Annotated in this window: 12 protein-coding genes; 8 read left to right on the forward strand and 4 right to left on the reverse strand. The window is 66.6% G+C overall.

Going from position 1 to position 14,309, the window contains the following annotated elements; translation table 11 throughout:
• Positions 1-36: 36 nt before the first annotated feature.
• A complete protein-coding gene (locus tag Ssi02_RS06835) occupies positions 37-1,131 on the forward strand; it encodes an alanine racemase (protein ID WP_204022271.1) in 1,095 nt (364 codons plus the stop codon).
• A gap of 1,030 nt (positions 1,132-2,161) precedes the next feature.
• Here Ssi02_RS06835 and Ssi02_RS06840 read toward each other — a convergent pair.
• Positions 2,162-3,214, reverse strand: coding sequence for a hypothetical protein (locus Ssi02_RS06840; RefSeq protein WP_204022274.1), 1,053 nt, complete (start codon positions 3,212-3,214; stop codon positions 2,162-2,164).
• Between the two features lie 376 nt (positions 3,215-3,590).
• Between Ssi02_RS06840 and Ssi02_RS06845 the strand changes: the two genes are divergently transcribed.
• The 3 genes from Ssi02_RS06845 to Ssi02_RS06855 all read left to right on the forward strand — a co-directional run bounded on the left by Ssi02_RS06845 (position 3,591) and on the right by Ssi02_RS06855 (position 7,842).
• Positions 3,591-3,824, forward strand: a complete 234-nt coding sequence (locus tag Ssi02_RS06845; protein ID WP_204022277.1) for a Rossmann-fold NAD(P)-binding domain-containing protein — start codon at positions 3,591-3,593, stop codon at positions 3,822-3,824.
• Between the two features lie 623 nt (positions 3,825-4,447).
• Positions 4,448-6,802 (forward strand): GMC oxidoreductase, encoded by a 2,355-nt coding sequence (locus Ssi02_RS06850; protein ID WP_239128668.1) that lies wholly within the window; start codon positions 4,448-4,450, stop codon positions 6,800-6,802.
• Positions 6,799-7,842, forward strand: a complete 1,044-nt coding sequence (locus Ssi02_RS06855) for an alpha/beta fold hydrolase (RefSeq protein WP_204022283.1) — start codon at positions 6,799-6,801, stop codon at positions 7,840-7,842. Before Ssi02_RS06850 ends, Ssi02_RS06855 begins: the two co-directional genes overlap by 4 nt.
• Positions 7,843-7,893: 51 nt before the next feature.
• On the opposite strand, the gene Ssi02_RS06860 is transcribed toward Ssi02_RS06855, so the two are convergent.
• Positions 7,894-8,133: a helix-hairpin-helix domain-containing protein gene (locus Ssi02_RS06860; protein ID WP_239128657.1), complete on the reverse strand. Its 240-nt coding sequence runs from the start codon at positions 8,131-8,133 to the stop codon at positions 7,894-7,896.
• Between the two features lie 110 nt (positions 8,134-8,243).
• On the opposite strand from Ssi02_RS06860, the gene Ssi02_RS06865 reads away from it, so the two are divergent.
• Genes Ssi02_RS06865 through Ssi02_RS06880 form a run of 4 tightly spaced genes read left to right on the forward strand, consistent with a single transcriptional unit; the run spans position 8,244 to position 12,119 of the window.
• Positions 8,244-8,768 carry a PadR family transcriptional regulator gene (locus Ssi02_RS06865; protein WP_204022286.1) on the forward strand — a complete coding sequence of 175 codons (525 nt, stop codon included), beginning with the start codon at positions 8,244-8,246 and terminating at the stop codon, positions 8,766-8,768.
• A complete protein-coding gene (locus Ssi02_RS06870; protein WP_204022288.1) occupies positions 8,765-9,442 on the forward strand; it encodes an ABC transporter ATP-binding protein in 678 nt (225 codons plus the stop codon). The genes Ssi02_RS06865 and Ssi02_RS06870 overlap by 4 nt, the downstream gene beginning before the upstream one ends.
• Entirely contained in the window at positions 9,439-11,709 is a 2,271-nt protein-coding gene (locus tag Ssi02_RS06875) for an FtsX-like permease family protein (RefSeq protein ID WP_204022291.1), read from the forward strand. The genes Ssi02_RS06870 and Ssi02_RS06875 overlap by 4 nt, the downstream gene beginning before the upstream one ends.
• Before the next feature lie 50 nt (positions 11,710-11,759).
• Positions 11,760-12,119: an MmcQ/YjbR family DNA-binding protein gene (locus Ssi02_RS06880; RefSeq protein ID WP_204022296.1), complete on the forward strand. Its 360-nt coding sequence runs from the start codon at positions 11,760-11,762 to the stop codon at positions 12,117-12,119.
• Between the two features lie 128 nt (positions 12,120-12,247).
• Here the strand turns inward: Ssi02_RS06880 and Ssi02_RS06885 are convergent, their stop codons facing one another.
• Positions 12,248-13,759: a hypothetical protein gene (locus tag Ssi02_RS06885; protein ID WP_204022299.1), complete on the reverse strand. Its 1,512-nt coding sequence runs from the start codon at positions 13,757-13,759 to the stop codon at positions 12,248-12,250.
• Positions 13,760-13,952: 193 nt separating this feature from the next.
• Positions 13,953-14,261 carry a hypothetical protein gene (locus Ssi02_RS06890; RefSeq protein ID WP_204022302.1) on the reverse strand — a complete coding sequence of 103 codons (309 nt, stop codon included), beginning with the start codon at positions 14,259-14,261 and terminating at the stop codon, positions 13,953-13,955.
• Positions 14,262-14,309: the final 48 nt, after the last annotated feature.

Raw genomic sequence — 14,309 nt, forward strand, 5'->3', positions numbered from 1 at the left:
CAACCACCGTCCACGATCCGAAAGAGAAGACGCGAGATGACAGCTACCACTCTGCCGATCCGCGCACGCGCTTTGGAGCTAGCCGCCGCCGGCGAACTACCCGCCTATGTGTACGACCTCGGTGACCTCGACACGCACATGGCCGCTGTACGGGCCGCGCTTGGCGACATCCAGGTCTACTATGCCGTCAAGGCGAATCCGGACCCCACGCTCATGCGAGTTCTCGCCCCCTATGTTGACGGTTTCGAGGTGGCGTCAGGAGGGGAATTGGACCACGTCCGCGAACACTTCCCAGAGTCGCGCATCGCTCTTGGAGGTCCGGGCAAGACCGATAGTGAGCTCTTCGCAGAAGTTCACCGGCTTCACATCGAGAGCCCTAGCGAGATACGGCGCTTGTTCGCGGCGGGCCGGTCGGCCGACGTGCTTCTGCGTGTCAACCTAGACATTCCAATTAAGGGTGCGTCGCTGGCAATGGGGGGAGGGGCCACCCCGTTTGGCATGGACCCAGAGGGCATCTCCGAGTGCATCGAGATGATGAAGGGGCAAGACGCGGTACGACTCCGGGGCATCCATGCACACCTAGCCAGCGGTTTGGATGCGCCCACCATGCTTGAGCTTGCGGGCGCGATCCTCGACTACGCCCGAAGCCTAGGTGTCACGGAGATCAATGTCGGCGGCGGCATGGGGGTGTCCTACGCTGATCCGGATTCGCGGTTCGACTGGCAAACATACGGCGCAGGTTTGGCCGCTCTCAGAAGGCCAGGTGAGACGGTGCGTATCGAGCCGGGCCGTTCGATCTCTGTCTATTGCGGGCGGTACGTCACTCAAGTCATCGACGTCAAGCGGGTCCATGGGGAACGGTTCGCCGTTGTAGCGGGTGGCACCCACCACATCAGGACACCTGCAACCAAAGGTCACAGTCAGCCAATGGTTATTGAAGAGCAGGGAGAGCCCATCACCGTCGTCGGTCAGCTCTGCACCCCCAAGGACACCATGGCGCGGCACGTGCCGGCGCAACTCGCGACGGGCGACGTAGTGGAGTTCCTTATGGCCGGGGCATATGCGTGGAACATCTCGCATCATGACTTCCTCATGCACCCCAAGCCAAGCTTCCACTACGTGGGTGGATGAGTTCAGATCTCCCAAGCCCCTGGGGTCACTTCCCTGGGGGCTTCTCCACGTCCAACTTCCGACCGTTCCTCTGGGCTCAACCCGCGGGCTTTCCCGTCGCTGTGGACCCATCGTGGACCAAACGTGTCTCCCCAAGGTAGAGGTGCTGCATATGCCCAGGTAAAGGCGGGGGAGTGGCTGTGATCTGCACCCCTCTCCGGAGCCGGGAGCGCAAGTTCGAATCTTGCAGGGGGCACCAGATACGCAAGGACCTGCGGAAACGCAGGTCCTTTTACGTTGCGGGAGGTGCCGCCCGATACCGCCGTCGGCACGTCTGTGCCCATGATCACGTCCTCGGAGCGTGCGGATCTTGAGCTAAGTGCGGTGCGGGGAGATGCGCTAGCCGCGATCCTGAAGCTAGGTGAAAAGTCGGGCGGCGTTGATCTCCCCGTCGGCCTCCGTGCACTGTCGCAGGGGACAAGGACGTCTGGTTGCCACCCCTCACGGAGCGATGGAGGGCCTGTCCTCCAGGAACGCGTCGGCACCCGATTCGAGCGTGACGATCCCCTGTAGGTTCCCGCCACGGGGCTTGAACTGTGCGGACGGTGGACCCCGGTGCTTGAACCCTCTGCAGATCCTCCCCAACCTCCTAAACCATCCACCGTCAGGGGCCGTTTAACGGTTGGGTGCTCGATCGCCGCACAGAGGAACAAGCATGCTTTCCTGATTCACGCTCGGACTGCAGCACCGCGCAGGCAGTTGCATGCAGACCGGCCCTGTGACCCGCGTCACCACCCTCAGCAGCCACGATGTGAACCACCTCTACGCCAACTACTGACGAAGGGGTGCTATGACATGTCGAGACGAAGGGCGTTCGCCGAACTTGTCACTGTCGCTGTCTCGGCTGCGCTGCTGGCCGGCTGCGTGTGCATGGCCACGGACATCCTGCAGGGGCAACGGGTTTTGGTCGTCGCTGGTCAAGGCGGGTAGGGCGCTATCGGGTGGGTCTCCGGTTTTGGAGGCCCGCTCGTTTTTGTTTGCGCTTGACCGGTTAGAAGTACGGGAAGTCGTATCTATGGGCCTTTACGTGGTCATAGATTTGGCGCAGCCACGGTTCGCGAGTTGCTGGGAGTCGGGCCAGGGTTGCGAGGAACACGTCTAAATCGGGACGAAAAGGCATCGCGGGCAGCAGTGGTGGTGGATCGTCACGGCGGACTTCTTCGAGCATGCCAGCTGTTGCCGGGGTAAGGCGTCGATCGTCGTGGAAGGCCATGTGCAACCACGCGTTGGCGGCCAGTGGTACGACCGCTTTTGCGTTGCACGGCCATGTCTCACCGGTTTGCGGATGCCGGGGCACCAAGGCTATGTCCGTGGCCACGGCGGGCAGGCTGGGGCCGGCCAGGGTGAGGTGGCGTTCCGGTGGTCCTGGCGGGAGTAGGGCATCGAGTGCTCTGCGGAACACCGTGGCGACGGGGCCGTCGGGAACGACCACTCGCATACCGCCGGACAGCGACAGCAGGTGGGCCAGCGCCACCGCGACTGTCGCCTCCCACTGTGGGCTCCACCATCCCCGCTGCTCAACTGGCGGCAAGTCTGGATATTGCTCCCGCAGCGCCTCCCAGGCGATCACCCGGTCTGCGGGGCCGTCGACGCTGACGGGACGCACGGCGTGTGGAGCCAGCCACACCACCTGCCAGAGTGAGCAGTCGTCGATGCGGGTCGCCACCGCGCGACCGCATTCCGCGCACGCCAGGTTGGGGCCGTCCCGGCCGTCCACTCCGTAGCAGTAGCCGTCACATCTCTCGGGAATGAGTACGGTTCCACGGACATCGCCGGGTGCGATGCCGATTTTTCCCGCAGGCCCGTACGACAGGGAATAGACCGGCGCGTATATGCCACGGGCTTCGACCTCCTCAGTGCCGACCTCGTCCCACAGTCGCCACGGTGGTCCGGAGGGTTCGGGGTTCACTGCGTATGTTCCGGGCTCCAAGAACGCGGGGAGCAGCTCGTGGCTATACGTCTGGTCGGCGTGGTCGGGAAGCGCGACCCGCGACACCTGTGTGGTCAATACGGCACCGCACCGCTCGCAGGCGAAAACAACCACGCGTCTCCTTCCCGTGTCTCGACGATGCGATCATGGTGGCGCACGATCGAGGTTCTTGGGAACCGTTCATCGCCGAATCGCCGTCTCAATCCAGCGAGCTCCTGCGACCACGCCGGCTGGAAAGGCGAGGGCCGGTACGAAGAGTGACGCAGCGCTTGTCAATGCCGGTCGCAGTGTTATGCGTCGCTCTCAACACGGGGAAGCGCGGGTCACCTGTCCCGGTGGTGGGAGAGATCCGCTTGCCAGGAAACAGCTCGTGTAGAGCGTGAAAATTTGCTGGTCGATCTGAGGGCATTCGCGGCCGAGTGGTGGTGGCGTCGGAGATAGCGCCGATCCTCACCGGACCACGGTCCATGACGCATCGCAACGGCTCGGCGTGATCGCGACCGCGATCGGCCGGACGCTGACGTTCGAGGAGATCCCCGCGTCCGTCGTGCGCGAGCAGATGTCCAATTTCGTGCCCCTGGCCATCGTTGACGCCGTGCTCAACAGGCTCGCCGAGAGCGTCGGCGGGCCCGCCGAGGTGAGCGGGGCGGTGCGGGAGTTGACGGGCAGGGCGCCGCTCACGTTCGACGAGTGGGTCGCGGACCATTTACCGGATTTCCGATGAATCCTCGATATGGGACCGGTTTGTGGATGAATGGGGGGTTTTGCGGTTTTTTCGAGGGGGCGTCGTCGACGTGTCGCCGGAAAGGCGGATTGACCGGCCACCGCTTGTCGACGGTTCCGGCGCTGCGGAGTTTCATCCCAGGTCACAGACTGTATGCGGGGTACGGTGTCCCCGCGAATTCGCCGCCGGGGATCTTTGGCGGGAAGTCCGTGCCAATCTTGTCGGTCGTGTGCCTTAGCGGCACTGCCGATCCGCGGTGCGAAAAGAATGATCCGTGGAACCGCCGTTCTATGCCGAGGTGAAGGTCCCATGGGAAGGACGCGCTAACTGTTACGCCACAAGCAGGTCCACCCTGTCATTCCCTGTGCGTATTTTTCGCCTCTCCGCTTCGACGGAGGCGCTGTGACCAGTGGAGACGTCCTCTCCGGGGAATTCCTGGCCTGAGGGGGAATCGCATAGCCCCTATTCTTCGCTTGTCATGGGCGATGCCACGCGCCAGGATGTTCTGGTAATGCGGCCGTACCCTTCGGGCCGCGCGTGTTCCGGAGGCAAATGTGTCCAGTCCGTCTGCGTTTTCTGAGCTAAACTCCACAAATGGCTTGGAGCATGCCGACGTCGTCGTGGTGGGGTCTGGTTTCGGTGGATCTGTAGCCGCTTATCGATTAGCGCAGGCGGGGCGCTCGGTGGTGCTGCTGGAGCGGGGAAAGACTTATCCCCCGGGCGGCTTCGCCCGCACCCCGGCTGAGATGAGCCGCAACTTCTGGGACCCGAGTGAAGGGTTGCACGGCCTGTTCAACATCTGGGCCTTCCCCGGGCTCTACGGCGTCGTGTCGAGTGGTCTCGGCGGGGGTTCGCTCATCTACGCCAACGTCCTGCTCCGCAAGGACGAGCGGTGGTTCGTGCACGAGTCGCCGCTGCCCGGCGGCGGTTATGAGCACTGGCCGATCGGCCGGGCCGACCTCGACCCCCATTACGCGGAGGTCGAGCGAATGCTCGGCGCCACGCCCTACCCCTACTCAGACACCGCCAAGACGGTGGCGATGAGGGAAAGCGCGGAGCGGCTGGGCCTGCGGTGGTCGCGACCGCCCTTGGCGGTGTCGTTCGCGGGTGCTCCGGGTGAGGCTCCCATGCCGCGCACCCCGATCGCGCCGGGGGAGTTCCCCAATCTGCACGGGCTGCCGCGCAGCACCTGCAAGTTGTGCGGGGAGTGTGACATCGGCTGCAACGACGGGGCGAAGAACACCCTCGACCACACTTATCTGTCTGCCGCCAAACACTATGGCGCCGACCTGCGGACACGCAGCGAAGTCCGGGGCATCTCGCCGTTGCCCGGCGGCGGCTACGAGGTGCGCTACGTGGTGCATCTCCCGGAGAACGAAGGGCGGAAGCTCGCCACGTCCGAACTGCCGCTGCGTGCCGTCCGCTGTGACAGGCTGGTGCTCGCGGCCGGCGCGCTCGGCACCTCCTATCTGCTGCTGCGCAATCGTTCGGCCTTTCCCGGCCTGAGCCGCACCATCGGGACGCGATTCTGCGGCAACGGCGACCTGCTGACATTCCTGGTCGACGCGAAGGATCGTGCGACCGGGGCGACCCGGCGCATCGAGGGTAGCCGCGGGACGGTCATCACCAGTGCGATCCGGGTGGGCGACGATGTCGACGGCGACGGCTCGAAAGGGCGTGGTTTCTACATCCAGGACGCCGGTTATCCGGCCTTCGCCGAGTGGTTGTTCGAGGCGGCGCAGCTCCCCGACAGGATGAAAAGGGTGACGCGTTTCGCCGCCGAGCGGCTGCAGAGCAGGCTACGCAGGTCGTCGGCCTCCGATATCTCCGCTTCCCTGAGCTCGCTGCTCGGGCCGGGTGCGCTCGGGCAGGGGTCGATGCCGCTGCTCGGAATGGGCCGCGACATCCCCGACGGCATTATGCGGCTGCGCGAGGGATATCTCGACGTCACCTGGACGACCGCCACTTCCGAGGACTATTTCCACCGGCTGCGCGAGACGATGCGTGAGATCGCCGAGGATCTCGGTGCGCGTTTCATCGACAATCCCATCTGGTGGGCCAAGCAGGTGGTCACCGTACACCCGCTGGGCGGTGCGCCTATGGGACGGCATCCGGAGGAGGGCACCTGTGACGAGTTCGGGGAGGTGTTCGGCTTTCCTGGCCTGCATGTGCTCGACGGCGCTCTGCTGCCCGGCTCGGTGGGAGCCAATCCGGCCTTGACGATCGCCGCCGTGGCCGACCGCGCGTGCGACCGCATTCTGTCGTCGCCGCCGGCCCCGCCACGCCCGCGGACGGCGACCGCGGAGCACAAGGCGGAGGCGGCGGCGCGGACGGAAAGGGACGGTGCCACCGGCCTGTCCTTCACCGAGAAGATGCGGGGCTTTATCGCGCTCGGCATCGACAATCCGGAGAGAGGCGCCGAGCTGGGCCGGCACAACGACCACCGGTTGATGTTCCGCCTCACCATCACCACCGACGACGTGGACGCGTTCGTCGCCGACGCCGATCACATGTGCCGGGCCGAGGGTTATGTCGACTGCGACATGCTCGGCGGGCGGCTGGAGGTCGTCCAGGGGTGGTTCAACCTGTTCACCAAGGACGGCGACGACGATCGGCGCCGGATGCTTTATCGGCTGCACCTCGCCGACACCGGCGGCAATCACCTGACGCTGGTCGGTTTCAAGGACGTCCACGATGACGCGGGCGCCGATGTGTGGCGGGACACCTCCACGCTTTATGTGCGTGTTCTCGCCGACCACGTCATGCCCGCGGGCGACGAGGACGCCAAGGTGATCGCGAGCGGTGTGATCACCATTCACGTGCCGGACTTCCTCCGCCAGCTCACCACGTTCACCACCAGCGGGCCGCGGCCGGCACATGCGTTTGCGCAGTTCGGGCGGCTGTTCCTCGGGGAGCTCTGGGAGGTCTACGGCTCGTTTTTCAGCGACGAAGATCCTGATGTGGAGAGAGACGCATGAGCAGACCCACGATACGGACCGACCACGTGACGGAGATCGTGCCTTTCACCGCGCTGGACGGCCATCCGCTCACCCTGGTTCACGTCACGGGGCGGGAGGCGCCCGTCCGGGGGCCCGTGATGCTTGTGCACGGCGCGGGTGTGCGGGCCGAGATATTCCGGCCGCCCACGTCCCGCACTCTCGTCGACGTGCTTCTCGACGAGGGTTTCGACGTGTGGATGCTTAACTGGCGCGCGTCGATCGACCTCGAGCCGGTGCCGTGGACGCTCGACGAGGTGGCGGCCTACGACCATCCGGCGGCGGTGCACAAAGTGCTCAAGGCCACCGGAGCACAGTCCCTGAAGGCGGTCGTGCATTGCCAGGGATCGACGTCGTTCACCATATCCGCGCTGGCGGGGCTCCTGCCCGAGGTGGACACGATCGTCAGCAACGCGGTGTCTCTGCACACCGTCATTCCCTCGTGGTCGAGATTCAAGATCCAGACGGTGGCGCCACTGATCGCCAGGCTTACGCCGTATATCTCTCCGGCGTGGGGCGACCGCAGTGAGGGCTGGTTGCCGTGGGTGATGAAGACATTTGTGCGTCTCACCCATCGTGAATGCGACAACCTGGTGTGCCGCATGGTGAGTTTCACCTACGGCAGCGGCTTTCCCGCCCTGTGGTCGCACAGAAACCTCGACGCCGCCACGCATGACTGGGTGCGCGGGGAGTTCGCCGAGGTGCCGATGACGTTCTTCGCGCAGATGGCCGACTGCGTGACGTCGGGACATCTGGTGCCGGTGTCCAGGTTGCCGGGCCTGCCCGAGTCCTACGTCGCGCAGGCGCCCAAGACCGACGCGCGTTTCGCCTTCCTGGCCGGTGAGGAGAACCTGTGTTTCCTGCCGGAGAGCCAGCGGCGCAGCTTTGAGTTCTTCAACCGCCACCGGGCCGGCAAGGACACACTGCACACGGTGCCGGGTTATGGGCACCTCGACATGCTTCTCGGGAAGAACGCCGCACGCGACGTCTTCCCCCTCATCGTCTCCGAACTGACGGGCTGAGCCCGGCCAGAGGAGCGCCGCCCCTGTGAGGTGACCGGAGTGCCGCCGGGGTCACTCGTCGCGGAAGGACAGGCCGTGCGCCGCCAACGCCTCGCGCAGGATCGGGATCGTGGACGGCCCCACGCCGTGCAGCTTGAGGATCTCGCGCGCGGTGCGTCCCGTGAGCTGATCGAGGTGCGTGATCCCGATCTCGGCCAGCGCGCGGCGCGCGGGGTTTGAGGTCTTCGGCAGGTCGATGGGCACGGTGGCACCTCCGGCGGCGTCCTGACTGCACAGCAGGGATGCCATCATGCCCGACGCCTCCGACAGTTCTCCCGCGGCGAGGGTCGCCCCCTCCTGCGGCGGGCAGCCCCCGGACCTGTGTATACAAAGTGTGTATACACATTATGTATAGTCGGGTCATGTCTCTCTCCCATACGCTGCTGGCGCTGTTGGAGCGTGCCCCCAGCCACGGATACGACCTCAAGCAGGCATTCGACGCGAGGTTCGGTCACGATCGCCCACTGCACTATGGACAGGTCTACTCAACCCTCGCCAGGCTTCTGAAGAACGGCCTCATCCAGATAGACGCCGTCGAGCCCGGCGAAGGCCCCGAGCGCAAGCGCTACGCCATCACCGACGCGGGCGTGACCGACGTGGCCGAGTGGATGGCCAGGCCGGAGAGGCCGGAGCCCTACCTCCAAAGCACCCTCTACACCAAGGTCGTGCTGGCGCTGCTCACCGGCCGCGACGCCACGGAGGTGCTCGACGTGCAGCGCGGCGCGCACCTGGCCCTGATGCGCGAGCTGACCCGCCGCAAGTCCACCGGCGACCTCGCCGACGCCCTCATCTGCGACCACGCCATCTTCCATCTGGAAGCCGACCTGCGCTGGCTGGAGCTGACCGCGGCCCGCCTCGGGCAACTCGCGGAGGCGGTGCACCCGTGAGCCTCCTGCTCTCCGCACGCGACCTCCGCAAGACCTACGGTTCCACCGTCGCCCTCAACGGCGCCGATCTCGACGTCTCCGCGGGGGAGATCGTCGCCGTCATGGGACCGTCGGGCTCCGGGAAGTCGACGCTCATGCACTGCCTCGCCGGCATCGTGCGCCCCGACTCCGGCCGGGTGCTCTACCGCGACCTGGACGTGACCGCGGCCTCCGACTCCGAGCGCAGCGCCCTGCGGCGCGGTGAGTTCGGCTTCGTCTTCCAGTTCGGTCAGCTCGTGCCCGAGCTGACCTGCGTGGAGAACGTCGCCCTGCCGCTCCGCATGGAAGGCGTCAAGCGCGAGGAGGCCGAGCGGCGCGCGCAGTCGTGGCTGGAGCGGCTCGACGTCGCCGACATGGCACGCAAACGCCCCGGCCGGATCTCCGGCGGGCAGGGGCAGCGGGTCGCCGTCGCCAGAGCACTCGTCACCGAGCCCCGCGTGGTGTTCGCCGACGAGCCGACGGGGGCTCTCGACTCCCTCAACGGCGAGATGGTCATGCGCCTGTTCACGCACTGCGCCGAGGAGTTCGGCACGGCGGTGGTGCTGGTCACCCACGAGCCCTCGGTCGCGGCCTACTCCCACCGCGAGGTCGTCGTCCGCGACGGCTCGATCCGTACGACGGCGGGCACCCTTTGAGCGGGCGGGCGGCCGGTCATTTCGCCTACGGCGCCCTCCTCGCCGTCCGCGGCGGCGCCACCGGCTGGACCAGGATGTTGCTGACCGGCGTGGCGATCGGGCTCGGAGTCGCGTTTCTGCTGCTGGCGGCGGCCATCCCCACAGTGATGGACGGGCGCGACGCCCGCCTTTCCGCACGCACCGAGCCAACCGGGTTGCAGCCTCCGCCGCGTGGCGACGACACCCTGCTGATGGCCACGTACGACACCTTGTTCCGCGATCAGGTGATCGTCGGGCGCATCCTGCAGGTCGAGGGCAGGAGAGCGCCGATTCCGCCGGGGTTGCCGAGGTTGCCGCAACCGGGGGAGATGATGGTGTCGCCGGCGCTCGCCGAGCTGCTGGCCGCATCCGACGGCGCGCTCCTGCGCCTGCGGCTGCCCTGGCGTGTGGCGGCCACAATCGGCGCCGAAGGGCTCGAAGGCCCTGCGGAGCACATGGTCTACATCGGCAGCGGCAAACTCGACGAGTCCGTCTCGAGGCGTGTGAGATCCTTCGGCAACTCGTCCGAAAGAGAGGGCTTACCGCCCGCGCTCATCCTGCTGACGATAATCGCGCTGATCGTGCTGCTGCTGCCGGTCGCGGTGTTCGTGGCCGCCGCGATCCGTTTCGGCGGCGAGTCGAGAGACCGGCGTTTCGCCGTGCTCCGCCTTGTCGGGGCGGACATGCGCATGATCCGGAGTTTCGCCGTCGGGGAGGCGATGGTCAGCGCCCTCCTCGGACTGCTGTTCGGCGGCCTCTTCTTCCTCGCCGGGCGGCAACTCGCCCAAGTGGTGTCGTTGTGGCGGATGAGCGTCTACCCCTCCGACATCACCCCCAATCCGATCTTGGCCGTGCTCGTCGTCCTGCTGATCCCGCTGCTCACAGTGTTGGTGACCCTCAACACCCTGCGCAACGTGGCATATGAACCCCTCGGAGTCGTACGGCGGAGCCACGCGGGCCGGCGGCGCGTCTGGTGGCGACTGCTGTTCCCCGTCCTCGGGCTGGTCATGCTCGCACCGCTGCTCGTCCAGAGGGGCGACACCGGCGTGATCACCTTCGTCCTTGCCGCCGGCGGCACGGCGCTGCTGCTCACGGGTGTCGCGACGCTGCTGCCGTGGCTGGTGGAGGTGGCAGTCCGCCCACTCGGCGCCGGCGCGGTGCCGTGGCAGCTCGCGGTGCGCCGCATCCAGGCCGACAGCGCGTCGGCCGCGCGGCTCGTCACCGGCATATCCGTGGCGATGGCAGGCGGCATCGCGCTGCAGACGCTGGTGACCGGCATGCAGTCCTTGTACACCACTCCGACCGGTGCCGACCTCGGTCGGGCTCAGATGAGGGTCGCACCCGCGACGGAACTGCCGCGCGCCGAGCGCGCGAAGCTCACCACCGCCGTGACCGAGTCCAAAGGGGTGCGTTCCGTCATCGCCACGACCTCCATCATGATCACCCGGCCCGGGAACGAGCAGCTCGTACCGTTGATCATCGGCTCCTGTGCCGAACTTCGGCAGCTGGCAGAGATCGCCACATGTGCTGAAGGCGATGTGTTCATCGGACAGGGAAAGGAAAGCACACCCCTCCCCGGGGAAAAGGTCACAGGAAAGGATCTGACCTGGACCATCCCGGCGGACGCCGCCAAGGTCACGGCCCGGCCGCCTCAGGGCGGCGAGTATTGGGACGGCGTGGTCCTCACCACCCCGGCGGCCGCTCCCAAGAGCCTCCGCGACCCGCTCGCCCTGCACCTCTTCGTCAACCTCAACTCCCAAGAACCGGACGCCGCAGAACACGTCCGCAACACCGTCGCGGCGTATGACCCGCTGATGCACGTCTCCGCCATACGCGACGTCGAGACCAACACCAGGTTCGACGCCATCGTGCGCGGCATCTACAGCGGCACGGCGGGCGCTCTCGCCCTCATCGGGCTCAGCATGCTGGCCACCGTACTCGACGGGCTCCGCGAACGCCGGCGTCTCCTCGCCTCCCTCGCGGCCTTCGGCACCAGGCGCAGCACACTGAGCTGGTCGACCCTGTGGGAAGCCGTCATTCCCCTGACACTCGGCCTCGCCGTCGCCGGACTGATCGGCACTGTCCTCGGGGCCGTTCTGCTGCGCATGCTGGACCTGCCGGTACTTTTGCACGCGACACCCGCACTCGCGATCACCGGCGCGGGGGTGGCGGTGATTTTGCTGGTCACGGTCCTCAGCCTGCCTCTCCAGTGCAGGCTCACCCGTCCCGAGGAGCTGCGTACGGAGTGACCCTCAGGGCCGTTCGCCGATTGTCGGAGGGCTCTGATAGATGTGGGCGCATGGGTGTGAGCATTGACGAGTTCCTCGACATGGTCTTGGAGCTCCCCGGGGTCGAGCAGGCCCACAGCCAGGACTGGATCGCCTTGAAGGTCAGGGACAAGGGGTTCGGCTACCTGTGGCCGGCCACCGAGACGGTGGGGCTCAAGGCGACCATCGAGGAGCAGATCGCCTTGGTGGCCGAGCGTCCCCATGTGTTCGAGCCTCAGTTCACCGCCGGCCGATTCGGGTGGGTGGTGGTCCACCTCGACGGCATCGACGCCGACGAGCTGCTTGAGCTTGTCACGGAGGCATGGTGCCTGACCGCCCCGCAGCAGATGGTCGCCGAGTTTGAGGCCGACCATCCCAAGCTTGGGTTATAGCGCGGGCTTTCCGGAGAGTGGCTCTGCCGGCACCTTGTGGTGGCGTGCCGGGTTCGCGGGTTGCCGGAGCTTCAAAAGTGCACGGCAACCGTCCGTTCGACAAGGGTGAGCGGTCTGAGAGCCGTGGTTCACGGGCGTGGGGGCAGGAAGACGCGCCACTTCTCCTCTGCCGCCACGGGCAGGGACACGGGAGTCCACGAGGTGAGAAACGGGGCGGGCAGGGTTGAGGCCGTGGTGATCACACCCACCCAGGCTCCTGCCGCCATCGCGGCGCGCAGGGCGGCGGGGACCTCGGCTCCGCCGTAGTGGTTGACCACGCCGAGCGATGAGCATCTGGCGAGATAGCCGATCTGGACCGCGTGGTGACCGTAGAGGAAACACGGGGACCGCAGCCCGAGGGCGCGCAGGGCGGTGGCCACGCGGGCGTTGGGGATGCGGTCGGCGTGCGTGTGCGCGACGTAGACCACCAAGGATGCGCCCTGCAAGGCGAAATAGCAGCCCAGGCCGACCGCTGTGAACACCCTGACCGCGCGCCACCGTCCCCGCCACAGCACCTTCAGGCCGGCGGCCACGGGCAGCGCGAGCAGGGCGTAGGCAGGCAGGAGAAAGCGGGGAGCGGCATAACCAACGGTGAAAAAGTAGGAGAAGGCGAGGGAGAGCCCGGCGGCGAGGGCGAGGACGAACTCACGCCGACGGGTGGCCCAGACGCCCAGCGCCGCGAGGACGGGCAGGGCGGCGAACCAGGCGAGGTGCTCCAGTGGCACATCGCCGCAGTTCAGCCCGAACCTGCAGAGCAGAGGTCCGTTGAGCGCCCGCAAGTGATCGGGAAGGCTGAACGTCAGGCCTGTCATGTTCTGTGTGCCTGCGGCCTTGAGCCGGGCAACCGGCCCGCCGTAGGTCAGAAACGCCTCGGTGATCCACTCGGCCCACCCGATCGAGAGTCCCGCCGCCACCGCCGCCGTGGCGCGGGTGCGCCGGCCGAGCAGACCGTAGGCGAGCAGTGGCAGGGCCAGCCACGACGCATCGGTCGGACGGAGCAGCGAGGCCGCAGCGAAGACCGCGACCAGCCCCATGAGATTGAGCCGCTCACGGTGTGATCCCCGCGCCCCGCCAAGGGGCACTGCGGGTCTCTCGGCCAGGCACCACAGGCCGATTCCCGCGACTCCGCAGTAGGCCACCCAGGTGTTGGGCATCGCCGCGTTGGCGTAGAACATCGACACCCAGAAGCCGGCGAACATCGCCGCCGCCAGCGGCACGCCGGGCCCCGGACGCAGGCGCAGCCATATCCAATAGGCAAGGAACAGCCCGAGCCCCGAAATCACGCTCAGATAGATCCGGATCGCGAGCGGGGACGAGGTGAACGCCGCGACCGGCGACACCAGCAGGGGCACTCCTCGCGCCCGGGGCGCGCTGAAGTGCGTTGACGGCACACCGCGCGCCACCTGGCTGATGTAGACGCTTTCATCCCAGCCCAGCCCGAGCCGGGAGGTCAACAGCAGTGAGATCAGCGTCGAGCAGGCGGCCACACCGGCGAGGGCGAGGTGCCAGGGGTGGGCGGCTGCCCACGCGCCCACACGCCGGGTTTTGGCCGGGGGTGTGGTCGACGGCGCGGGCTGCGGGGGATCGTCCGCCTGCGTCATGTCAGCCAACGTTACGAAGCCTGTGGTGGGCATGGGCCCAAAATCGGGTTAGACACGCGATTTCTTTTTTAGAGCCAGAGTGTGCCCCCGCCTGTGCCTGGCGATTTCTCGTAAAAGGGTGTTATTAGTCGCGAGGTGGATGAATTCTGCGGAGTCGGTCGCAAAATCTGATCCACCTCGCCACGGTGCTTCTTTATTCTTCGCGGCTGTAGGCGCGCAGCTCACGGCGCACCTGGTGGCGGCTGCGGCGGCGGTCCTCACGTCGGAAGTAATATCCGGTGCACTCCCTGCACCCGTCGCTGCTGCCGCAACCGAACAGGTAGAAGGCGGTGGCAGCCCAGTGGCAGCCACTGATGCGGTGGCTCATGGACGCGCTGTCGGCGGTGATCTCATCCGGCAATGTGCACGGCCCGAAACGATGGTCGTGCACCGGACGGTAGGTCACCATCGGAAGGTCGGCCATGCGCACCCACCAGGGCCGGGTTTTATCGGTCCTGCTCATACGGTCACCTTTCGGCTCCGTGACGCCCCTGGTTGGGGCTGTCATGGG

Origin of the sequence: Sinosporangium siamense (genome assembly GCF_016863435.1) — a bacterium.
Classification (GTDB): Bacteria; Actinomycetota; Actinomycetes; order Streptosporangiales; family Streptosporangiaceae; genus Sinosporangium; species Sinosporangium siamense.